At 72.6% G+C, this 22,185-nt stretch carries 20 protein-coding genes; 12 read left to right on the top strand and 8 right to left on the bottom strand.

Annotation, left to right across the window (positions count from 1 at the left end; translation table 11 throughout):
* Positions 1–10: 10 nt before the first annotated feature.
* Complete coding sequence (locus OG514_RS05800) at positions 11–1,048, top strand: hypothetical protein (RefSeq protein WP_266891550.1); 1,038 nt, start codon at positions 11–13, stop codon at positions 1,046–1,048.
* 80 nt (positions 1,049–1,128) lie between these two features.
* On the opposite strand, the gene OG514_RS05795 is transcribed toward OG514_RS05800, so the two are convergent.
* Positions 1,129–2,013, bottom strand: a complete 885-nt coding sequence (locus OG514_RS05795; RefSeq protein ID WP_266891548.1) for an NAD(P)-dependent oxidoreductase — start codon at positions 2,011–2,013, stop codon at positions 1,129–1,131.
* A 49-nt stretch (positions 2,014–2,062) separates the two neighbouring features.
* On the opposite strand from OG514_RS05795, the gene OG514_RS05790 reads away from it, so the two are divergent.
* On the top strand, positions 2,063–2,476 hold the full coding sequence (locus OG514_RS05790; RefSeq protein WP_266891547.1) for a MerR family transcriptional regulator: 414 nt from the start codon (positions 2,063–2,065) through the stop codon (positions 2,474–2,476).
* Positions 2,477–2,563: 87 nt separating this feature from the next.
* Here the strand turns inward: OG514_RS05790 and OG514_RS05785 are convergent, their stop codons facing one another.
* Entirely contained in the window at positions 2,564–2,989 is a 426-nt protein-coding gene (locus OG514_RS05785) for a MarR family winged helix-turn-helix transcriptional regulator (protein WP_266891545.1), read from the bottom strand.
* 125 nt (positions 2,990–3,114) lie between these two features.
* Here OG514_RS05785 and OG514_RS05780 point away from each other — a divergent pair, with 125 nt between their 5' ends.
* The 5 genes from OG514_RS05780 (at position 3,115) to OG514_RS05760 (ending at position 8,107) form a co-directional block, all read left to right on the top strand.
* Positions 3,115–4,134, top strand: coding sequence for an NADP-dependent oxidoreductase (locus tag OG514_RS05780; protein ID WP_266891543.1), 1,020 nt, complete (start codon positions 3,115–3,117; stop codon positions 4,132–4,134).
* A gap of 64 nt (positions 4,135–4,198) precedes the next feature.
* The gene (locus OG514_RS05775; RefSeq protein WP_266891541.1) at positions 4,199–4,621 is read left to right on the top strand and encodes an organic hydroperoxide resistance protein; all 423 of its coding nucleotides are present in this window, start codon (positions 4,199–4,201) and stop codon (positions 4,619–4,621) included.
* A gap of 121 nt (positions 4,622–4,742) precedes the next feature.
* Complete coding sequence (locus OG514_RS05770) at positions 4,743–6,401, top strand: serine/threonine protein kinase (protein ID WP_266900761.1); 1,659 nt, start codon at positions 4,743–4,745, stop codon at positions 6,399–6,401.
* Between the two features lie 28 nt (positions 6,402–6,429).
* Entirely contained in the window at positions 6,430–7,269 is an 840-nt protein-coding gene (locus OG514_RS05765) for an EI24 domain-containing protein (protein WP_266891539.1), read from the top strand.
* 13 nt (positions 7,270–7,282) lie between these two features.
* Positions 7,283–8,107, top strand: a complete 825-nt coding sequence (locus OG514_RS05760; RefSeq protein WP_266891538.1) for a pectate lyase — start codon at positions 7,283–7,285, stop codon at positions 8,105–8,107.
* A gap of 31 nt (positions 8,108–8,138) precedes the next feature.
* On the opposite strand, the gene OG514_RS05755 is transcribed toward OG514_RS05760, so the two are convergent.
* A complete protein-coding gene (locus OG514_RS05755) occupies positions 8,139–9,101 on the bottom strand; it encodes a LysR family transcriptional regulator (RefSeq protein WP_266891536.1) in 963 nt (320 codons plus the stop codon).
* 146 nt (positions 9,102–9,247) lie between these two features.
* On the opposite strand from OG514_RS05755, the gene OG514_RS05750 reads away from it, so the two are divergent.
* Entirely contained in the window at positions 9,248–11,434 is a 2,187-nt protein-coding gene (locus tag OG514_RS05750; protein WP_266891534.1) for a M4 family metallopeptidase, read from the top strand.
* A gap of 105 nt (positions 11,435–11,539) precedes the next feature.
* Here OG514_RS05750 and OG514_RS05745 read toward each other — a convergent pair whose 3' ends face one another.
* Positions 11,540–12,253 carry a carbon-nitrogen hydrolase family protein gene (locus OG514_RS05745; protein WP_266891532.1) on the bottom strand — a complete coding sequence of 238 codons (714 nt, stop codon included), beginning with the start codon at positions 12,251–12,253 and terminating at the stop codon, positions 11,540–11,542.
* Positions 12,250–13,170, bottom strand: a complete 921-nt coding sequence (locus OG514_RS05740; RefSeq protein ID WP_266891530.1) for a LysR family transcriptional regulator — start codon at positions 13,168–13,170, stop codon at positions 12,250–12,252. The genes OG514_RS05745 and OG514_RS05740 overlap by 4 nt, the downstream gene beginning before the upstream one ends.
* Positions 13,171–13,228: 58 nt before the next feature.
* On the opposite strand from OG514_RS05740, the gene OG514_RS05735 reads away from it, so the two are divergent.
* The gene (locus tag OG514_RS05735; RefSeq protein ID WP_266891528.1) at positions 13,229–14,080 is read left to right on the top strand and encodes an NAD(P)-dependent oxidoreductase; all 852 of its coding nucleotides are present in this window, start codon (positions 13,229–13,231) and stop codon (positions 14,078–14,080) included.
* A 234-nt stretch (positions 14,081–14,314) separates the two neighbouring features.
* Here OG514_RS05735 and OG514_RS05730 read toward each other — a convergent pair whose 3' ends face one another.
* A complete protein-coding gene (locus OG514_RS05730) occupies positions 14,315–14,890 on the bottom strand; it encodes a TetR/AcrR family transcriptional regulator (RefSeq protein ID WP_266891526.1) in 576 nt (191 codons plus the stop codon).
* Positions 14,891–15,041: 151 nt separating this feature from the next.
* Here OG514_RS05730 and OG514_RS05725 point away from each other — a divergent pair, with 151 nt between their 5' ends.
* Positions 15,042–17,510, top strand: a complete 2,469-nt coding sequence (locus tag OG514_RS05725) for a beta-glucosidase (protein WP_266891524.1) — start codon at positions 15,042–15,044, stop codon at positions 17,508–17,510.
* Between the two features lie 58 nt (positions 17,511–17,568).
* On the opposite strand, the gene OG514_RS05720 is transcribed toward OG514_RS05725, so the two are convergent.
* Positions 17,569–18,474 carry an SGNH/GDSL hydrolase family protein gene (locus OG514_RS05720; RefSeq protein ID WP_266891522.1) on the bottom strand — a complete coding sequence of 302 codons (906 nt, stop codon included), beginning with the start codon at positions 18,472–18,474 and terminating at the stop codon, positions 17,569–17,571.
* Positions 18,475–18,733: 259 nt separating this feature from the next.
* On the opposite strand from OG514_RS05720, the gene OG514_RS05715 reads away from it, so the two are divergent.
* Both OG514_RS05715 and OG514_RS05710 read left to right on the top strand, forming a co-directional pair.
* Complete coding sequence (locus OG514_RS05715) at positions 18,734–19,228, top strand: DUF3145 domain-containing protein (RefSeq protein ID WP_266891520.1); 495 nt, start codon at positions 18,734–18,736, stop codon at positions 19,226–19,228.
* A 66-nt stretch (positions 19,229–19,294) separates the two neighbouring features.
* Positions 19,295–20,827 carry a PQQ-binding-like beta-propeller repeat protein gene (locus OG514_RS05710; protein WP_266891518.1) on the top strand — a complete coding sequence of 511 codons (1,533 nt, stop codon included), beginning with the start codon at positions 19,295–19,297 and terminating at the stop codon, positions 20,825–20,827.
* A gap of 69 nt (positions 20,828–20,896) precedes the next feature.
* On the opposite strand, the gene fabF is transcribed toward OG514_RS05710, so the two are convergent.
* Entirely contained in the window at positions 20,897–22,159 is a 1,263-nt protein-coding gene (fabF, locus tag OG514_RS05705; RefSeq protein WP_266891516.1) for a beta-ketoacyl-ACP synthase II, read from the bottom strand.
* Positions 22,160–22,185: the final 26 nt, after the last annotated feature.

Here is a 22,185-nt window from a genome sequence, read left to right as displayed (position 1 = left end):
TGCGGGCCCCATGGACTACTGCCACGCGTGCCGGAGGCATCTCAACGGGGCCCTCGCCTGTGCCGGGTGCGGGACTCCCGTCGAGGAACTGCGGTACGAGACCCCCCACATACCCCGGCCGGCCGAGCCGACCCGGCCGGTCCACTCGGGCGCGCCCGCCGCACTGGGGCCCGAGTACGGGCAGACGGCCGAGTACGGGCAGACGGCCGGGTTCGGCCAGGCGACCGGATACGGCCAGGCGCCCGCGTACGGCCGAGTGTCCGAGTACGGGCCGGAGCCGGAGCCGGAGCCGGAGCCGGAGCAGGAGGCGGAGCCCGGGCCCGCGCCCGAGCACGTCTACGAACTTGACGTCCTCGAACCGTCCCGTCCGGCTCCCGGTGGTCGCCGTGCCGCCCGCGTCGCCGCGCAGGGCCGGTCCGCCGACCGGGGCCGCGTCGCCGCCCGCAAGGGCAGACGAGGGCGGAGCCGCCGGGGCCGTACGGTCCTGGTCGGCACCCTCGGCCTGGTGATCGCGGCCGGTTCGCTGAGCCTGGCGCGGCTCGCCATGGAGGATCCGGAGACCCTGGGCGCCGCCACGGTGGTGGAGGAGCAGGAGGTCACGGAGTCCCCCCTGCCCCCGGAGCCCGTCGAGACCACCGCCCTTCCGGACGGCGGGGCCCCGTCCCCGGTCTCGGCGACCCCGACGCGCGCCCGCCAGGTGAGCGCGGACACGAGCAAGGGCACGGGCTCGGGTTCCGGCTCGGACAGTGGCTCGGGGTCGGGTTCAGGGTCCGGTTCGGGTTCCGGCACGGGGCCGGGCACGGGCCCCGGTACGGGCAACGGCGACGGCGGCACCCCTCAGGACCCCCCGACGCCCACCGACCCGGTGACCCGGCCCTCCACCCCCACGGCGTCCCCGTCCGCCACGAGGGCCGACACGTCCCCGTCCGCCACGACGAGCCCCACCGGCCCCACCCCTTCCTCCTCCACCGCTCCCACACCCAGCGCCACCCCGACCCCGACACCGACCGAGAGCCCGTGCACCCCCTTCCTCTGGTGGTGCGTCTAGGGGGTGTCTTGGCGAGCCCGGCCTGATCGACAAGACACCCCCTAGGGGGTGGTGTCCGGTGCGGGCCTGGGGGCCGGCCCTCAGTCGGCGGCCGGCCTGGTGAACTCCTCGATCAGTACCGGGTACTGCTCCCCGCCGTGGCCGGCGGCGATCGCGCGGTCGGCCATCGCCTTGAACAGCTTGGGGAGTTCGGCGTTGACGCCGAGTGCCTCGCTCTCCTCGACGAGGTGGGCCATCGCCCTCGCGTCGGTCTCCAGGGCCGCCACCTCGGCCGGGAACGAGCCGCTGTCGATCTGCTCGGCGTACCCCGGCAGCCATTCGGCCACTCCGGCGGCCATCTGCCGTGCGAACGGCGCGTAGGTCGCCGCGTCGACACCGGCCGTCCTCAGCATGGCCGTGCCCTGGAGCCAGGCGTTCAGGACGCTCCACATCATGGCCAGGCCCGCCACGTCGTACAGGGACGCGAGACCGTGGTCCTCGCCGAGGTGGGTGACCGTGCCGAGCGCTTCGAGGGTGGGCCGGTGCGCCTCGAAGTCCGTCTGCGCCCCGCTGTGCAGGATCATCGCCTCGGCGGTGCCGATCACCGGGGGGACGGCCATGATCGCGCCGTCCAGGTAGCGGGCGCCGCGCTGCTCGGCCCAGCGGGCGGCTTCCCTGGCCTGGGCCGAGTCGCCCGAGGTCAGGTTGATCAGGGTCGTGCCGTCGAGTTCGACGTCGCTCGCGTCGAGCAGCTCGCGCACGGCCCGGTAGTCGGTGAGGCAGACGATCGTCAGGGGGCTCGCGGCGAGCGCGTCGCCGATGGTCGGCGCCAGGTGCGCGCCGCCGGCCACCAGTTCGGTGGCCTTGGAACTCGTGCGGTTCCACACGGTGGTGGGATGTCCGGCCTTGAGGAAGGCGGCGGCGAGGGCCCGGCCCATCAGGCCGAGTCCGATGACTGTCACGGGTGCGGCTGTTCTGTCGGTCATGGCAGCATCGTGAACGTTCATACCGGTGTGAAGGTCAAGCGAGGTTGCCATGCGGATCGGGGAGTTGAGCCGCCGGACCGGCGTCCACACGCATCAGTTGCGGTACTACGAGGCCCAGGGCCTCCTTGAGGCGGAGCGCGGTACCAACGGGTACCGCGAGTACGACGAGAGCGCTGTGCTGCGGGTGAGGCAGATCCGGCACCTGCTCGGTGCCGGCCTGTCCTCCGAGGACATCGCGTACCTGCTGCCCTGTGCGAAAGGCGAGGTCCCGGAGCTGGCGGGGTGCCCGGAGCTGCTGGCCGCGATGCGGTCGCGGATGCGGCGCCTCGACGACCAGATGGAGCGGCTCGCCCGCTCCCGCGACGCTCTCGCCGTCTACATCGACGCGGCGGCGCGCACGGGCGCGGAGACCTATCCACCCTTCGACGGCTCCGACGACCGGGAGTCCGTCCCGGCCGCCTGATCCACCCACCTGCCCCCAGGGCCTGGCCGACCGTGATCCGCCGGTATGCCCTCAGGGCCGGTTCGGCCTTGATCCGCCGGACCGGCCCTAGACGCCCAGCATCCTCTTCAGCAGGTCCCGCAGCAGCGTGCGCTCGGCCTCCGTCAGCTCTCCCAGCGGCTCCCTCGCGAAGTCCAGGGACTCGCGGAGGTCGCGGGCCGTGGTGCGGCCAGCTTCCGTGGGGACGGCCAGCTTGACGCGGCGGTCCGCCGGGTCCGGGTGGCGTTCCACCAGGCCGCGGGCCTCCAGGCGGTCCACGATCCCGGTGATGTTGGACGGCTCGCACTTCAGCTTCTGGGCGATGCGCCGCATCGGCAGCGGGTCGAGGGAGAGCAGGCCGAGGACGCGGGCCTGGGCGCCGGTCAGCGCGTGCTGCGCGGCCGCCTGCTCGTACTCCTCGTAGTAGCGCGCCACGACCGTGCCGATCAGCTCGACGACTTCGAGGGTCAGGGGGTCCGTGCGTGAGGTGGCCATGCCCTCCATCCTACCCAGATACTTGACAACATAAAATATCTAGGCGCATGGTTGTTTCAGTCAGTGAAACTTTTGCGATCTGAAGCTTCTCCTGAGTTTTCCGATTTTGCCTGGAGGCCGTGCTCATGTCCGTTCTTCCCGCGTCCAGCCGTGAGTGGCACCTCGTCGCCCGGCCGCACGGCTGGCCCACCGCCGCGGACTTCGCCCTGCGCGAGACCCCGGTCACCGAGCCGGCCGAGGGCCGCATCCTGGTGCGCAACCAGCACTTCTCCGTAGACCCCTACATGCGTGGCCGCATGAATGACGTGAAGTCCTACATCCCGCCGTTCAAGCTCGACCACCCCATGGACGGCGGCGCGGTCGGCGAGGTCATCGCCTCCAACGCCGAGGGCTTCGCCGTCGGCGACCACGTCCTGCACGGCCTCGGCTGGCGAGAGTACGCCGAGGTCCCGGCCCAGCACGCCACCAAGGTCGACCCGGCGCTCGCCCCCCTCTCCGCCTACCTCGGCGTCCTCGGCATGACCGGCCTCACCGCCTACGCCGGCCTCTTCGACGTCGCCTCCTTCAAGGAGGGCGACGCGGTCTTCGTCTCCGGCGCCGCCGGGGCCGTCGGCAGCCAGGTCGGCCAGATGGCGCGCCTCAAGGGCGCCTCCCGAGTGATCGGCTCGGCCGGCTCCGACGAGAAGGTCAAGTTCCTCGTCGAGGAGCTCGGCTTCGACGCCGCCTTCAACTACAAGAACGGCCCGGTCAAGGACCAGCTCCGCGAGGCCGCCCCGGACGGCATCGACGTCTACTTCGACAACGTCGGCGGCGAGCACCTCGAAGCCGCGATCTCCTCGCTCAACGTGCACGGCCGCGCCACCATCTGCGGCATGATCGCCCAGTACAACGACACCGAGCCGGTGCCCGGCCCGCGCAACATGGCGATGATCATCGGCAAGCGGCTGCGCCTCCAGGGAGTCCTCGTCGGCGACCACTACGGGCTGCAGCAGCAGTTCGTCCAGGAGGTCGGCGGCTGGCTCGCGTCCGGCGAGCTCAAGCACCGGGAGACCTTCGTCGAGGGCATCGAGAGCGGCGTGGACGCCTTCCTCGGACTGCTCCGCGGCGACAACACCGGAAAGATGATCGTCTCGGTGACCCGTTAGTCTTCCCTCAGCCGTCGCGATCGTGGGCGCGAGTCGCGGCGAACCCATGAAGGAAGTACCTCGCATGTCGATCCAGCACTCCGACGTCCTCTACACCGCCGTCGCCACCGCCGAGAACGGGCGTGACGGCCGTGTCGCCACCGACGACGGCCAGCTCGACGTCGTCGTGAACCCGCCCAAGGCCATGGGCGGCTCCGGCGCGGGCACCAACCCCGAGCAGCTCTTCGCGGCGGGCTACAGCGCCTGCTTCCAGGGCGCGCTCGGCGTCGTCGCCCGTAACGAGAACGCCGACATCTCCGGCTCGACGGTCACCGCCGAGGTCGGCATCGGCAAGAACGACGACGGCTTCGGCATCATCGTCAAGATCTCGGCGACCATCCCGAACGTGGACGTCGAGACGGCCAAGAGCCTGATCGAGAAGGCCCACCAGGTCTGCCCGTACTCGAAGGCGACCCGTGGCAACATCACGGTCGAGCTCGCCGTCTGAGTCCTGGCGCGCTGCACCGACAGCACCGAACGAGGACCGCACCCCTCCCGGGGGTGCGGTCCTCGCTGTGTACGGCACCGCTTGCGGCATCATGGCGGTGTCCGGGGGACAGGGGGAGCCGATGGTGGCGTACGACGGGTCGGGGCAGGCCGGCCAGGAGCTGATCGGCGGTCGCTACCGTCTGGGCGAGCGGCTCGGCCAGGGCGGGACCGGAGTCGTCCGGCGGGCCACCGACGAGCTCCTCGGCCGCCCGGTCGCGGTCAAGACCCTCACCTTCGACACGGACGCGGACCCGGCGGGCGCCCTCCGGGAGGCCCGGGTCGTCGCCCGCATCCGCCACCCCCATGTGATCGTCGTCCACGACGTCGTCGAGCACCACGGCCGCCCCGCCCTGGTCATGGAACTGGTCGACGGAGGCTCGCTCGCCGACCGCCTCGCGGCGCCGGACGGGGCCCTGTCCGTACGGGAGACCGCCCGTCTCGGCCTCGCCCTGCTCGACGCGCTGTCCGCGGCCCACGCACATGACGTACTGCACCGGGACGTGAAGCCCGCCAACGTCCTCCTGGAGAAGGGCACCGGCCGGGCGGTCCTCACCGACTTCGGCATCGCCAGCCTCCCCGGGGCCACCACCCTCAGCGGCACCGGAGTCTTCGTCGGCACCCCCGAGTACACCGCGCCGGAGCGCATGCGGGGCGAGGAGGCGGGACCGGCCGCCGACCTGTGGTCGCTCGGCGCACTGCTGTGCGCGGCGGCGACGGGCACCTCGCCGTTCCGCCGGGACTCGATCGGGGCCGTGCTGCACGCGGTCGTGTACGGGGAGATCAGGCCGTCCGAGCGCCTCGGCCCCCTCCTGCCGGTCGTCCACGGCCTCCTGGAGCGCGACCCGGACCGGCGCCTGGACGCCGCGGAGGCCCGCCGGCTGCTCACCGCCTGCCTGGACGGCGAAACCGCCGATGCCTCCGAGCCCGACACTCCCCGGGCCGACACCCCCCGGCTTGACGCTCCCCGGGTCGGCACCCCCTGGCTTGACGCTGTCCAGGGCGACACCCCTCGGCCCGACGTTCCCCGGGTCGACACCCCCCGCCTCGACACCCCGGCGGTAGGGGACCTGGCCGGTGCCCCCGGTCGGCCCCCGGGCGAGGCCGCCGCGGGCCGCCGGGGTGCCCTCGCGCTGCCCGTCGTCGCGGCGGTCGTCGCCGCCTGTGTCGCCGCCGTGACGGTCGCCGTGCTGCTCGCCGTCCGCGACGGCCGGACGCCGGAGGCCGGACCCGCAGGCCCCACGGGTACGACCGCCCCCGCCGCCGGGCCCCTGCCCGCCGGGTACACGGCGGTCGCCGACGAGCGCGGCTTCACCCTGGCCGTGCCGACCGGGGCGACCCGCTCGACCGACGGCGAGCGGGTCTTCTACACGACGGCCGACGGGGCCGTCTGGGTCGGGATCAGGATCCGGGCGATCCCCGCCGACGGGGCCATCGGGGCGATGCGCACCGCCGACGCGAGCGGCCCGCGCAACAACCCGGGATACCGGGACAGCGAGGTGGGGGAGACCCGGCACAAGGGGCTGCCCGCCGCCCGCTGGGAGTTCACCTGGAACGGCTTCACCGCCGCCGAGGGCCCCCGGCGCACCGTCGACCTCTGCTGGGAGCAGGCGGGGACGCTGTACGACGTGTGGGCGTCGGCCCCGGTGGGCCGGGCGGCCGAGGCCCGCGCCCATCTCGACGCGGCGCTCGACTCCTTCCGTACGTCCGGCGGTATGCCCGGTGGGACGCCCCGCGGCTGACCGGGACCCCACCGATAAAGTGACCCCCATGCGCGATCTCGGGGTGGGTTTCAAGTACCTGGTACAGGGCCAGAAGTGGGTCGGACAGCACGGGCGGTGGTTCGGCTTCGGGCTGCTGCCCGGCCTCGTGACCCTCGTGCTCTACGCGGGCGCGCTCGTCGGTCTCGGCTACGGCGCCGACGACCTGGTCGCCTGGGTGACGCCCTTCGCCGACGACTGGACGTCTCCCTGGATCGAGATATTCCGCGGCACCCTGACCGCGCTGGTCGTCGCCCTCGGACTGTTCCTCGCGGTCATCACCTTCACCGCCGTGACCCTGCTCGTCGGCCAGCCCTTCTACGAGTCGCTCTCCGAGGAGGTCGACCGCAGCGAGGGCGGCGAGGTGCCCGAATCCGGGCTTCCGCTCTGGCGCGAGCTGTGGATCTCGGCCCGTGACAGCCTGCGGATCCTGCTGCGGGTCGCGTTCTACGGCATCCTGCTCTTCGCCTGCGGTTTCATCCCGGTGATCGGCCAGACCGTCGTCCCCGTCATCGGCTTCTGCGTCTCCGGCTTCTTCCTCGCCGAGGAGCTGACGGCCGTCGCGTTCCAGCGCCGGGGCGTCGAGCTCAAGGAGCGGCTCCAGCTGCTTCGCGGGCGCCGCTTGGCCGTCCTCGGCTTCGGCGTTCCGCTCACCCTCGCCTTCATCGTGCCCTTCGTCGCCGTCTTCCTGATGCCGGGAGCCGTCGCCGGGGCGACCCTGATGGCCCGCGAACTGGGCGGCGAGACCGGCGGTGACGACCGGGACGAGGACTCCCGGGAAAACGATCACTCGCGCGGCAACCTTCCTTCCTCCGGTGGCGACCAGGGGGTGCACCACCTCCCCCACTGAAGGAAGAAGCATCATGACGTCAGCGTCACACAAGCGGAAGACAGGCCGTCGACGGGCGATCATCGGCGGCCTGAGCGCCCTCGGAGTCACCGGGGCGGCGATCGTGACCACGACCCTGCTCGCCCCGGCGGGCGCCGCGAGCGCCCTGCCCGCCTGGCCCCAGGCGAAGGGCAGTAAGCCGGTCCCCGCGTCGATCGAGGTCTCCGGCACCTACGACGGCAAGCTCCAGCGTTTCTACGGCACCGGTGAGCTCGGCTCGGACGGCCAGGACGAGAGTCAGAAGCCGGTCTTCGTCCTCAAGGACGGCGCGACGCTCAAGAACGTGATCATCGGCTCCCCGGCCGCCGACGGGGTCCACTGTCTCGGCAGCTGCACCCTGCAGAACGTCTGGTGGGAGAACGTCGGCGAGGACGCCGCCACCTTCAAGGGCACCTCGACGTCCTCCGTGTACGCGGTCTACGGCGGCGGCGCGAAGAGTGCGTCCGACAAGGTCTTCCAGTTCAACGGCGCGGGCAAGCTGGTCGTGACCAAGTTCCAGGTCTCCGACTTCGGCAAGCTCGTCCGCTCCTGCGGCAACTGCAAGAAGCAGTACGCGCGCACGATCCTGATCAACGACGTCGACGTCACCACCCCGGGCAAGTCGATCGTCGGCGTCAACGCCAACTACGGCGACACCGCCACCCTGCGGAACGTCCGGGTCCACGGCGACACCAAGAAGAAGATCAAGCCGTGCACCCGCTTCACCGGCAACAACACCGGCAAGGAGCCCAAGGAGATCGGCACCGGAGCGGACGGCACCACCTGCCGCTACTCCGCCGGGGACCTCTCCTACGACTGACCCGGCGGGGCACCCGGTCGTCGCCGTCGGTTCAGACGTCGAGGACCGGGTGCAGCTCCGGCCGCGCGTCCCACCACGCCCGGTAGAAGGCGTTGTTGTCGATGTTCGCCAGATAGGCGTGGACCGCCGCCCGGTACAGCAGCTCCGCCTGCCGGGCGGGGACCGCCGCCCTGTTCCAGGCGAGCCGGATCCGCCCCAGGACCGGGTCGCCCTCCAGGGGACGGAGCACCGTGCCTTCCGCGTACGGGGCCGTCGGCTGGCTCATGGAGATCGCCCGGCCCGAGGCGATCAGGTCGTAGTGCATCTTCCGGTCGGCCACCCGATGCCGCAGCGAGGGCGTGAACCCGGCCTTCGCGCAGGCGGCGACCAGCGCCTCGGGCCCGCCGTCGTCGTCCTCCACCAGCGTCATCCAGGACTCGCCGGCCAGCTCGGCCAGGGCGATCCGCTCCTTCCCGGCGAGCGGGTGCGCGGCGGAAAGGCGCACGCAGAAGGGCTCCTTGGGGACCAGGGTCCTGGCGGTGGTGCCCTCCGGCAGGGCCACCTCGTGCTCGTTGACCTCCCCGTACAGCACGGCGTCGTACCGTCCCGCGCCGAGTTGCCGGGTCAGCGTGGTCGCCGAGTGCTCCACGGTCACCGAGATGTCCTGACCCGCCATCACCCGCTCCAGCTGCCCGAGCAGCCCGTCGACCAGGACGAGCAGGATGCAGCCGAGGCGCAGCGGGGAGCCGGGGGCGACGGCCCGCGCCCCGGCGGAGAGGGCGTCCATCTCGCCGAGCACGAGCCGGGCCTTGGAGAGCACGAACTCGCCCAGCGGAGTGGGCTCCACACCGCGTCGGCCACGGGTGAACAGCTCCCCGCCGGCGACCCGTTCGATGCGCCGGAGCTGCGCGGAGAGCGCCGGTTGCGAGACCCCGAGCCGCCCGGCCGCGCGCCCCAGACTGCCCGCTTCCGCTATCCGGCAGACGGCTTCGAGATGCCTCAACTCCAGCTGCATTTCAGCAGCGTACGCAGCACCGCGCGGCCGCACCATAACCCGCGTCTTATGCCGGATGAGATGTCCCGAACTGGCCATGTCCACGCCCATACTCGGCGCGACGATCCGTCTCCCCCACGACGATCCCACCCCGATCGGAGCAGACGTTGCACCCCAGCAGAATCACGGCGGCCGTGGCCGCCCTGGCGCTCTCGGCGAGCCTCGCGACCGCCCTCGCCGGTACCGCCACCGCGGCCCCGCAGGCACAGCCCGTACCCCCGGGCCACGGCAAGTCCCTCGCGCTCGCCGCCGCCGACGGCGCCGCGGCCAGCGGCCTCGACGAGCTGCGGCACGGCGCCGACGAGGACCTCGTCCGGACGTCCGTCACCCCCTGGACGAACGGCCTGTACTACGCCTCCTACGAGCGCACCTACCGCGGCCTGCCGGTCGTCGGCGGCGACGCCGTCGTGGTCTCCGACAGCTCCGGCAAGGTCCGTGAGGTCACCGGCGCCCCGGCGCCCGCCATCAGGATCTCCACCAAGGCCAAGGTGGCCGCCGCCTCGGCGCTCGCCACCGCCCGCAAGCAGCTGGCCTCGGTCGAGAGCGCGAGCGCCCCCGAGCTGACCGTGCTCCTCAAGGGCGGCAAGGCCGTCCTGACCTGGCACACCCTGGTCATCGGCCGGACCGCGCAGGACGCTCCGAGCTCCCTCGACACCTACGTCGACGCACGCACCGGATCGGTGGCCCGGGCCACCGACAAGATCCTGCACGCCGACGGCCGTGGCTACCACAACGGCAACGTCACCATCGACACCGCCGCGAGCTCCATGACCGACACCAGCCGCGGCGGCTTCAAGTGCGGCGGCCAGAACGGCAGCGCGTACACGGGCTCCTCGCCCTGGGGCAACAACGGCGCCAACGACCTGGTGACCGCCTGCGTCGACATCATGTACGCGGCGCAGAAGGAACACTCCATGCTCAAGGAGTGGTTCGGCTACAACGGCCAGAACGGTCAGGGCGGCATGGTCCCGGCCCGCGCCGGACTCTCCGAGGTCAACGCGTACTACGACGGCACGAAGACGACCTACGGGCGGGCCCAGACCGGCTCGAACCAGCTCACCGGCATCGACGTCGTGGCGCACGAGTACGGCCACGAGATCTTCGACCGGACCCCGGGCAGCTCGGGCTCCTCCAACGAGAACGGCGGGCTCAACGAGTCCACCGGCGACATCTTCGGGGCGCTCACCGAGCACTACGCCAACAACCCGAACGACACCCCGGACTACACGGTCGGCGAGAAGGTCAACTTCTTCGGCGACGGCAAGCCGATCCGGAACATGTACAACCCCTCACTCGTCGGCAACGACCCCAACTGCTACCCCCAGTTGAGCTCGGGCACCGAGGTGCACGCGGCGGCCGGACCGCAGAACCACTGGTTCTACCTGCTCGCCGAGGGCTCCAACCCGGGCGGTGGCAAGCCCAACAGCCCCATATGTTCCGGTGGTCCGTCCTCCGTGACCGGCATCGGCATCCAGAAGGCCGGCAAGGTCTTCATGGGCGCCCTGCTGATGAAGACCTCCTCCTGGAACCACCTCGCCGCCCGCAAGGCGACCCTGACCAGCGCCAAGAACACCTACGGCAGCGTCGAGTGCAACGCGGTGAAGGCGGCCTGGAACGCGATCGGCGTCCCCGCCCAGTCCGGTGAGACCGACTGCGGCGGCACCACCACCCCGGACTTCTCGCTCGCCCTGAACCCGTCCTCGGGCTCGGTCCAGGCCGGTGCCTCCGTCACCTCCACGGTGAACACCAGCACCACCGGCGGCAGCGCGCAGACCGTCCAGCTCTCCGCGAGCGGCGCCCCGAGCGGTGTCACGGTCTCCTTCAGCCCGGCGTCGGTGACCTCCGGCAACTCGTCCACGATGACCGTGCAGGTCGCGGCGGGCACGGCCAACGGCACCTACCCGATCACCGTCACCGGTACGGGCTCGGCCACCCACACCGTCACCTACCAGCTGTCGGTCGGCACCACGACCCCGCCCACCGGCTGTGACAACACCGAGTACAGCTACCAGGGCAGCCTGACCTCCGGCCAGGCCGGGGTCCAGCCGGACGGCTCGTACTACTACTCGGCGACCTCCGGCACCCACGTGGGCTGCCTGCGCGGCCCGGCCGGCACCGACTTCGACCTGTACCTGCAGAAGTGGAACGGTTCGGGCTGGGTGGACGTGGCCGTCGGCGGCACCGAGACGGCCGATGAGGACACCAGCTACTACGGCACCGCGGGCTACTACCGGTACCTGGTCCACGCGTACGACGGCTCCGGCGCGTACACGCTGGGCCTGAGCGCCCCGTAACGAGGGGCGGGGCACGCCGTCACGGACCGGGGGTTCCGTGGGGGCGGTCCCGGAGTCGGGCGGCCGAATGTCCCTCGGCCGCCCGGCTCTTCTCCGTACCCCGGCTCAGCCGATCTCGGCGAGCACGAACCCCTGCTTCTCCGGGCCCGCGTCGGCGATCCGCCCGCCGTCCGGGCCCCAGACCCCGGCGGCGCCGCCGCCCACGCCGTCCTCGTTGACCCCGAGGACATTGCCGAGCACCACGTACAGACCGAAGTCCCGGGCCCGTACCGGATACACCGTCTCGAACGAGTCGTTGTCGGCGGTGAGCACCGAACTCGCCAGATACGCCGTGCAGTTGTCGGCGGCGGCGCGCTCGGCCAGCTCGGGGAAACGGTTGTCGTAGCAGGTGGCCGTCGCGAACCGGACCCCGTCGAGCGCGAACCGGCCGTCGGTCGTGCCCGGCGCGAAGACCTCCTTCTCGATCCCGTACAGGTGCTGCTTGTCGTAGCGGGCGAGGAGTTCTCCGTCCGGGCCGATCACCAGCGAGGTGACGGCCGTCCGGCCGTCCGGCGTCCGTACCGGCCCGTTGACGACGGCGGCCGCCGAGACCTCGCGGCAGGCCTCCCGCACGGGTTCCAGGCGAGGGTCGTCCTCGGTGAGGACCAGACCGGGGGTGTCCCGGATCAGGGACGGCTCGTACCCGCTGAGGCAGAGCTCGGCGAAGACGACCACACGGGCGCCCTCCGCCCCGGCGGCCCTGACCAGACCGGCGACGGTTCGGACGTTGGCGGCGATGTCCCCGGCGACCGGGGCGAACTGGGTGGCTGCGACGATCATGCGCCCATCATCCCGTCCGGCCGCGAGACCGCCGCCCCCGCCGTCTCCCGCAGCAGCCCCAGGAAGGCGGTCGCCGCCACGCTCGGCGTCGGCGGGGTCGCCGCGCAGACCCGGCGGTACGGGACGTCGTCCGGGTGGATCGTGACGAGCGCGACCTCCCGGGGGACGGACGCCGCCGCGAGCGCCGGTACGAGAGTGATGCCGAGACCGGCGGCGACCGCCCCGAGCTTGGCGATCCAGTCGTGCGCGAGCAGCCCGGTACGAGGCCGGAACCCGGCGGCGACGGCCGGGCGGAACAGGGTGTCCTCCAGCCGCTCGGCGCCCACGATCCACTCCTCGTCGACCAGCTCGGCCAGCCGAACCGCCCGCCGGCCCGCCTGCGGATGGCCCCGCTCCAGGGCCACCAGCATCGGCTCGTCCAGGAGGTGGTGGAGCGTCACGCCCTCCGGCGGGGGAGCGGCCGGGGCCGGGGCGACCACCGCGAGGTCCTGCTCCCCGGCGGCGAGCTGCGCCAGATGCTTCACGGACGGGCCCTCGGTGCGGGTGACGGTCACCCCCGGATGCCGGGTGCGGAACACGGCCTGCGTACGGGGGACGAGCGCCGCGTTGGCGCTGGAGAACGAGCCGAGCCGGAGCAGCCCGCCCTCCAGGGTGCGCAGCGCCTCAAGGTCGGCCCGGGCCGCGAGCAGCCGGTCCCGTACGGCCTCGGCGTGCGGCAGCAGCACCCGGCCCGCCTCGGTGGGCCGCACCCCGCGCGGCAGCCGCTCGAACAGCACCGCGCCCGTCTCGTCCTCCAGGGCCTGGACCTGGCGCGAGACGGCGGACTGGGTGTACCCGAGGGTGCGGGCGGCGGCGGTGAAGGACCCCTCGCGGGCGACGGCGAGGAAGACCTCGTACAGGACATGACCGTTCGGCATGGGTGCCATGCTAGACATTCGCTTGTCGCATGGGGTGGCCATGCCTAACGTCGTCCTCATGAACACCACGGACACCACGGACAGCACGGACAGCCTGGCCGCCGCAGACAGCGCGGACGGCACGCGACAGAGGATCGCCTTCCTCGGCCTCGGTTCCATGGGTCTCCCGATGGCCCGCCGACTCCTGGACGCCGGACACCCGTTGACCGTCTGGAACCGCACGGCCGCCAAGGCCGACGCGCTGGTCGCGGACGGCGCCGTCCGCGCCGCGAGCCCCGCCGACGCGGTCCGGGAGGCCGATGTCGTCATCACCATGCTGGCGGACCCGGCCGCCGCCCTCGCCGTCGCCGACGCCATCGTTCCGGCACTGCGTCCCGGCACCCACTGGATCGACACCTCGACCGTCGGCCCCGACACCGTCGGCGTCCTGGCCGCCCGACTTCCCGACGGGGTCACCCTGATCGACGCGCCCGTCATGGGCAGCGTGGACCGGGCCGCCACGGGCGAGCTGCTGATCCTCGCGGGCGGTGACACCGCACCCGTCGCCGCCGTCCTCGACCGTCTGGGCGCGGTCACGCCGTGCGGCGGACCCGGTGGCGGGGCCGCCCTCAAGCTCGTCCTCATCAACGCCGCCATCGGTGGGGTCGCGCTGATCGGCGAGGCCCTCGCGCTCGCCGGAGCGCTCGGCCTGCCCCGCGAACTCGCCCTGCGGACCCTCGCCCAGGGGCCCCTCTCCGGCGCCGTGGCCCGCGCCACCGCCACCGGCTCGTACTTCCCGGTCGCCCTCGCGGCCAAGGACGTGGCCCTGGCGACGGCGGCGGCGAAGCTCCCCGTCCTGGAGTCCGTCCACCGCGCCCTCACCGAGGACCCGTCCCTGCTCGGCGAGGACCTGGCGGCCGTTATTCGCTAGCGGCCCACCGGCGGACACCCCCTAGACTCCGCCCAGCGGCGTCGCGCGCGGTGCCGCAGGGTGTGGGGCCGTGGCAGAGCACGGTCGATTGCGAATCCGGGCGGCGGAGGTTCCCCGTGCCCGGGGCGAGCGGCCGGTCGCCGGACCTGGCGGCCGGACCCCGCGGGTTCGAATCCCGTCGGCCCCACACCCGAACTCCGTCCCGTGGCGCCCGAGTCGGCGGCAAGACACCCCCTAGGGCCGCTCCTCGCCCCCGTGCAGCAGGCGCAGGAAGTCCCGGAAGGCGGCCGGCATGTCCACCGCCGAGGGGTCCAGGAGCCACTGGTACTGCAGCCCGTCCATCACCGCCGTCAGGAGCGGCGCCGCCCGCTCCGGGCTCAGTCCGCTCGGCAGCCGGTCGCCGAACTCCAGGCGCAGCACCTGTGCCATGTTCGCCCGCACCTGCGTGTAGCGCTCGGTGAAGAAGGCGCGCGCCGGGTGCTCGTCCGTGACGCTCTCGCCGAGCAGCGCGGAGAAGGTCTGCACGATCCCGGGCCGCATCGCGTTGTACTCGACGAGCGATTCGAGCAGGTCGAGCCGCCAGCCCTCACGGTCCCGGCCGCCGCTCGTGTCCCAGCGGTCGCGCTCCTCCAGGACGGCGACGAGCAGCGCCTCCTTGGTCGGGAAGTAGTGCAGCAGTCCCTGCTGCGTGAGGCCGACCCGTTCGGCGACGGAGCCGAGGGTCGCGCCCCGGTAGCCGCGCTCGGCGATCACTTCGAGGGCGGCGCGGAGGATGTCCGCCCGCCGTTCCTCGCTCCTGGCCCGCACCATCGCCGTGGCCCCCTCTCAGGTCGTCGCTTCCGACAGGACCGTACCCCCTCCATGAAATAACAAACAGATAACTTCACCTACCGATCTACAGGTAGGTGGGTGCACGATGGGGGCATCGGGGTCATCAGTACGTCAACAAGGAGGTACGGCCATGACGGAGACCGGCGCGGACACGGCACGGGCAGAGGCGGACACGGCACGGGAGGAGGCCGTCGAGGCGGCGCTCGCCAAGCTCGACCTGGACGCCAAGACCCGGCTGCTCGGCGGCCAGGACATGTGGTCCCTGCCCGCGCTGCCGGAGATCGGCCTGCGGTCCCTGGTCATGTCCGACGGCCCCATCGGCGTCCGCGGTGTCCGCTGGACCGCCGACGACCCGTCCGTCGCCCTGCCGTCTCCGACCGCGCTCGCCGCCGCCTGGGACCCCGACCTCGCCCGCCGCGCCGGCCGCCTCCTCGCCCAGGAGGCCCGCCGCAAGGGCGTCCACGTGTTGCTCGCACCGACCGTCAACCTGCACCGCACCCCGCTCGGCGGCCGCCACTTCGAGGCCTACAGCGAGGACCCGTACCTCACCGGCGCCATCGGTACCGGCTACGTCCAGGGCGTCCAGGACGGCGGCGTCGGCACCACCGTCAAGCACTTCGTCGCCAACGACGCCGAGACCGACCGCTTCACCGTCGACAACAGGATCGCCCCGCGCCCCCTCCGCGAGCTCTACCTCGCCCCCTTCGAAGCCATCGTCAAGAACGCCCACCCCTGGGGCATCATGACCGCCTACAACCAGGTCAACGGCGTGACCATGACCGAGCACCGCCACCTGGTCAACGAGGTCCTGCGCGGCGAGTGGGGCTTCGACGGCTACAACGTCTCCGACTGGATGGCCGCCCGCTCCACCACCGGCGACATCGAGGGCGGCCTCGACGTCGCCATGCCCGGCCCGGCCACCGTCTACGGCGAGTCCCTCGCCGCCGCCGTCCGTGCCGGCGAGGTCGAGGAGTCCACCGTCGACGCCGCCGTACGCAACGTCCTGCGGCTCGCCGCCCGCGTCGGCGCCCTCGAAGGCGCCCCGCCGGTCGTCGCCGAGCCCCCGGCCGCCCTCGACGGCGACGCCCTCGCCCGCGAGATCGCCCGCCGCGGCTTCGTCCTCGTACGCAACGAGAACGAGGTCCTCCCGCTGCGGCCCGGGACCGTCGCCCTCTCCGGCGCGGCCGCCCGCGACGCCCGCGTCCTCGGCGGCGGCTCCGCCCAGGTCTTCCCCGACCACGTCGTCTCGCCGCTCGACGGTCTCACCGCCGCCCTCGCGGCCGGTCCCGAAGGGGGTGCGCTCACCTTCACCGTCGGAGCCGACCCCAGCGACGAACTCGTCCCCGCCGACCAGGGATTCACCCTCCGCGCCCGCTGCCGCGACGCCGAGGGCCGCCTCCTCGGCGAGGGCTCCCTGCCCAACGGGCAGGTCCAGTGGATCGGCGACGACCTCCCGGCCGGCGTCACCCACGAGACCCTCGCCTCCATCGAGGTCGTCGGCGCCTTCACCCCGCGCGAGTCCGGCGAGCACTCCTTCGGCACCCGCGGCCTCGGCGCCTACACCCTCACCGTCGCCGGCGAGACCCTCTTCGAGGGCGTCCAGGAGATGGGCCCCGAGAGCGACCCCTTCGAGGCCTTCTTCGGCTCCCCGGTCGAGCGCGCCAAGGTCGCGCTCACCGCCGGCGAGACCGTCGAGGTGTCCCTGCTCCACACCCTCGACAAGGAGTTCGCGGCCCCGCTGCCGGCCGTCATGTTCTCCTTCGTCCACCTCGGTCCGCGCCGTGACCCCGACGAACTGATCGCCGAGGCCGTCGAGGCGGCCCGCGCCGCCGACACCGCCGTCGTGGTCGTCGCCACCACCGAACGCGTCGAGTCCGAGGGCTTCGACCGCAAGGACCTCGCCCTCCCCGGCCACCAGGACGACCTCGTACGGGCCGTCGCCGCCGTCAACCCGAACACCGTCGTCGTGGTCAACGCCGGCTCCCCGGTCGAGCTGCCCTGGCGCGAGGACGTGGCGGCGATCCTGCTCAGCTGGTTCCCCGGTCAGGAGGGCGGCGACGCGCTCGCCGACGTCCTCACCGGCGCCGAGGAGCCCGGCGGCCGCCTCCCCACCACCTGGCCCGCCGCCCTCGCCGACGTCCCCGTCACCGAGGTCACTCCCACCGACGGTGAACTCGACTACGCCGAGGGCGTGTTCATCGGCTACCGCGCCTGGGACAAGGCCGGCGCCGTCCCCGCGTACGCCTTCGGCCACGGCCTCGGCTACACGACCTGGTCGTACGACTCCCTGGAGGCCGACCCGGCGACGGCGAAGGTCCGGCTCACCAACACCGGCACCCGCCCGGGCCGCGAGGTCGTCCAGATCTACCTGGCGCCCGTGAACGACTCCGCCGAGCGCCCGGCCCGCTGGCTGGCCGGCTTCGCGAGCGTCGCGGCGGGCCCCGGCGAGACCGTCGAGACCGAGATCGCGCTGCCCCGCCGCGCCTTCGAGATCTGGGACGAGCAGCAGAGCGACTGGACCCTCGTCACCGGCGGCTACGAGGTCCTGGCCGCGCACTCCCTCACGGACGCCCGGCTGACCGCCACCGTGGAGATCTGACCCGCGAGGGCCCCATGAACGGCCCCGGGGCGGCACCTGACAACCGCCCCGGGGTCCCTCACTCCTTCGTGATCCGCCGGTACGCGAGCTCCGCGAGCCGCGCCTGCCCGTCCCTGCTGGGATGGAAGAAGTCCCAGGGGCTCAACTGGCCGTCGTCGAAACGGAAACCGAAGACCGCCCCGCCGTCGTAACGGCAGAGCTCGTCCTTCGCGCACACCTCCGAGAGCACCCGGTTGTACGCCACCACCCGGTCCTGCACCTCGGCGCGCCGCCGGTCCGCCGCGGCACTCAGGTCCTCGGCGTCCGTCAGCATCGCGCCGCAGATCCCCAGCTTCCACACCTCAAGCCCCATCGGGCTGACCCGCCCCGTCGACCACAGGTGCATCAGTGACGGGACGCTCGCCACGTACACCTGCGCCTTCGGAGCGCCCTTCCGCAGCCGGGCGAGGGCCGTCTCGAAGGAGGTCCGGAAGTCGGCGACCGGCGTCATCAGGTCCGGGGTGGGACGGCAGGCGTCGTTGGCGCCCATCATCACCGTGACCAGCTCGGGCCGTTCGGCCGCCGCCCCGGCCATCTGCTCCGGAAGCTCCGCCATCCGCGCGCCCGTCCGCGCCAGGTTCCAGCTGCGGGTGGCCACCTTCTCCGGGCCGAGGAGGCGCAGCGCGAGGCTGTTCACAGTGGTGTCCGTGCCGGTCGCCCACGACACCTCGGGGCAGTCCGTCAGGACCGAACAGGCGTCGAAGGCGCGGGTGACGGAGTCGCCGACGGCCGCGACGGAAGCGGGGGAGACGTCCCACGGCGGGGTCGGCTTCGACGTCGGTTTCGGAGTCGGCTTCGACGTCGAGCTCGCCGCCCTGCCGTTCGCCGCGGGCTCCCCGGCGGTGCAGCCGGACAGGGCCCCCGCGCACAGCAGCGCCGCCGTCGCGGCGGCGGCAGCGGTACGAAATCTGCTTCGGCCGCGCATCCCCGGCCCCTCCTTCGGCGTCCTGGCGGGTGAAAGCTTCGTGTTCACCCGCCCCCGGACCGACCGTACGTCACACCGATGACGGTGCGGCACGGTAGCTTTTCCCCCGTCGAACCAGAGGCACCTTTGCCGACCGGCTCCGGTAAATTACATCACGTCACATCCTGTCCCCTTTTTGATGGTTTGTGACGTTTTGCTCCTGATGCTGTTTACTGAGGCCGCTGGGAAAGGCGAACCTCGTCCCACACTGGAGGTCCCGGTGACGACACGTGGAGTCCTGTACGTTCACTCCGCACCGCGCGCGCTGTGCCCGCACGTCGAATGGGCGGTCGCGGGTGTCCTCGGTGCGAGGGTCCAGCTCGACTGGATCCGCCAGCCGGCGTCCCCCGGCACCTGGAGAGCCGAGTTCTCCTGGCAGGGCCGTACCGGCACCGCCTCCGAACTCGCCTCCGCGCTGCGCGGCTGGCAGATGCTCCGCTTCGAGGTCACCGCGGAGCCCTGCCCCACAGCCGAGGGCGAGCGCTACAGCGCCACCCCCGACCTGGGCATCTTTCACGCCGTCACCGGCATGCACGGGGACATCCTGGTCCCCGAGGACCGGCTGCGGGCCGCCCTCGCGCGCTCCGCGCAGGGCGAGACGCAGCTGGAGGCCGAGATCGCCAAGCTCCTCGGAAAGCCCTGGGACGACGAACTGGAGCCCTTCCGGTACGCGGGCGAGGGAGCCCCGGTGCGCTGGCTGCACCAGGTCGTCTGAAGGGCCGTCACCGACGCGCGGTAGATTCCGCCCGGGCGTGCAGGGGGCACGCCGGGTGGGAGAGAAGTGACGCGAGAAGGTACGGCGCCACTCACGGCCGCGGTTCTGCTGTCGGGCGCCGCGTTCGGCGCCGCGGCGGCCTTCCTGGGGGCGGGCGTCGTCGCGGGTTCCTGGCCGAGCGGCTGGGCGGCGCTGGGGTGCGCGCTGGCCCTGGTCGCGGCGGGGGTGACGGGGCTGGTGGTGAGCCGACGGAGCCGTGCGTCCGCGGAACCCCGGGACGCGGTGCCGGGCCCGGACCTCGCCAAGGCCGATGGGAGGACGGCCCCCGGCCGGTCTCCGGCGCTGGTGGCCGGAGTCGTCTGGCTGCTGGCGCTCGCGGCCGCCGGATCCTGGGGCCTGATGGCGGCGGGCGACGACGATGACGACGAGGAGGGCCGGGCCGCCGGGAAACCCGCCGCGACCGCCTCCGCCTCGACGGCCCCGCCGAAGGCCGCGATCGCCTGGTCGGTGCCGGCCGTCGGCGCGAAGCACGACGAAGGAGTCGGCGCCTGGGCTCTCGACGAGTCCGTCGCGCAGGGGCGGCTCGACGGACTCTTCGCGTACGACTCCGCGACCGGCGCCGTCCGCTGGAACGTTTCCGCCCCGGCCCGCGAAGCCCTCTGCGGAATGTCCGGCGACACCGAACAGGGCATCGGCCTGATCGCCCACGGCCGGCACGAGAAGTCCTGCGCGAACCTCCTCGCCGTCCGGGTCTCCGACGGCAAGGTCATGTGGCGCAAGACCCTCACAGGGAAGGGCCTCCTCGAACGGGGCCTCGCCCTGGGCGGCGGCACCGCCGTCACCGCCGAGGACGGGGTCGTACGGGGCCGGTCCTCCGAGACCGGCGACCAGCGCTGGCAGCGGACGCTCGCGAAGGGTTGCTCGGTCCTCGCGGTGGACGCCGACGCCACCCGTACCCTCGTCGTCGAACAGTGCGGCGAGGGCGCACGGCTCGTCGCCCTGGACACCCGTACCGGCGCACAGCAGTGGCTCAGGGAACTGCCCGTCGAGTCGCGCGCCGTGGCGGCGGTGGTCTCCGTCACCCCGGTCGTCCTCGCCGTCCACGAGGACGACAAGCGCGGCACCCGTGCCTTCCTGGGCTTCGACGACAAGGGCACGCCGACGGTGACGATCCCGCTCTCCGGACCCGAAGGACAGCTCTCGGCCCCCGGGGACATCGGCGACGGACGCACCGCCCGGATCGTCGTCCGCGACGGCCGCCTGATCACCCTGGCCGAGCGGACCTCCCTCGTGCCCGACCGGATCGTCGCGTACTCCCTCACGGACGGCCGGAAGGCATGGCAGTACGCCTCGGAGGGCTGGGCGGCGGCCCTGACGACCGAGCAGGACGGCCGGATCGCCGTCCTGGAGGACTCCACGTCGGCGAGGGTCGTGCTCCTCGACCCCGCCACGGGCAAGGCGGGCAGGGTGATCGCCCCGGACGACCCGACCATGCGTGTCTCCATCGAGCCGGAACTCCTCGTCGCCCCCGGCGGCCGGCACATCGTCGTCAACCACCTCCTGATGCAGGCGGAACCCTCGGCCTTCGCCATGCGCTGACACCTCGGAACACGACGGAGGCCCACCCCCGGGAAGGGGGTGGGCCTCCGTCGTGCGTCAGGCGCGAGGTCAGATCGTGCGGAACGCCAGCACCACGTTGTGGCCGCCGAAGCCGAAGCTGTTGTTGATCGCGGCGATCGTGCCCTGCGGGAGTTCGCGGGGCTCGTCGCGGACGATGTCCGCGACGACGTCCGGGTCCAGCTCGTCGATGTTGATCGTCGGCGGGGCCAGGCGGTGGTGGAGGGCCAGGACCGTCGCGACGGTCTCGATGCCGCCCGCGCCGCCCAGGAGGTGGCCGGTCATCGACTTCGTCGCGGAGATCGCGACGTGGTCCAGGTCGTCGCCCAGCACCTTCCGCAGTGCCTTGATCTCGGCGACGTCACCCTGCGGCGTCGACGTGGCGTGGGCGTTCAGGTGGACGACCTCGGACGGCTTGAGGTCCGTCGCGTCGAGCAGGTTCTGCATCGCGGCGGCGATGCCCCGGCCGGTCGGCTCGGGCTGCGCGATGTGGTGGCTGTCGGCCGACAGGCCCTGGCCGAGGACCTCGCAGTAGATGCGCGCGCCGCGCGCCTTCGCGTGCTCCTCGGACTCCAGGATCACGACGCCCGCGCCCTCGCCGAGCACGAAGCCGTCGCGGCCGGTGTCGTAGGGACGCGAGGCCTTCGTCGGCTCGTCGTTGTTCTTGGACATCGCCATCATGTTGGCGAAGGCGGCGATCGGCAGCGGGTGGATCGCGGCCTCGGTACCGCCGGCGACGACCACGTCGGCACGGCCGGTGCGGATCATCTCGACGGCGTAGCCGATCGCCTCGGCGCCCGACGCACACGCGGAGACCGGGGTGTGGACGCCCGCCCGGGCGTTCACCTCAAGGCCCACGTTGGCGGAGGGGCTGTTCGGCATGAGCATGGGCACGGTGTGCGGGGAGACGCGGCGAACGCCCTTCTCCTTCAGCACGTCGTACTGGTCGAGCAGAGTCGTGACGCCGCCGATGCCGGAGGCGATGACGGAACCGAGCCGCTCGGGCACGATCTTCTCGTCCTCGCCGGCGGGGGCGGTGTAGCCCGCGTCGGCCCAGGCCTCACGGGCCGCGATCAGCGCGAACTGCGCCGAGCGGTCCAGCTTGCGGGCGAGCGGGCGGGGCAGGACGTCACCGGGGTCGACGGCGGCGGTCGCGGCGATCTGCACGGGCAGTTCGGCGAAGCGCTCGCCCTCCAGGGGCTTGACGCCGGAGCGCCCCGCGAGAAGACCTTCCCAGGTCGACGCGGAGTCGCCACCCAGCGGTGTGGTTGCGCCGATACCGGTGACGACCACGGTGCGATTGGTCGAGCTCACAGGAATTCGTTCTCCATGTGTGTGAT

It is taken from the genome of Streptomyces sp. NBC_00572 (assembly GCF_026341815.1).
Taxonomy (GTDB): Bacteria; Actinomycetota; Actinomycetes; order Streptomycetales; family Streptomycetaceae; genus Streptomyces.
The sequence above is the reverse complement of the archived record's forward strand: the minus strand, read 5'-3'. Positions and strand labels throughout refer to the sequence as shown.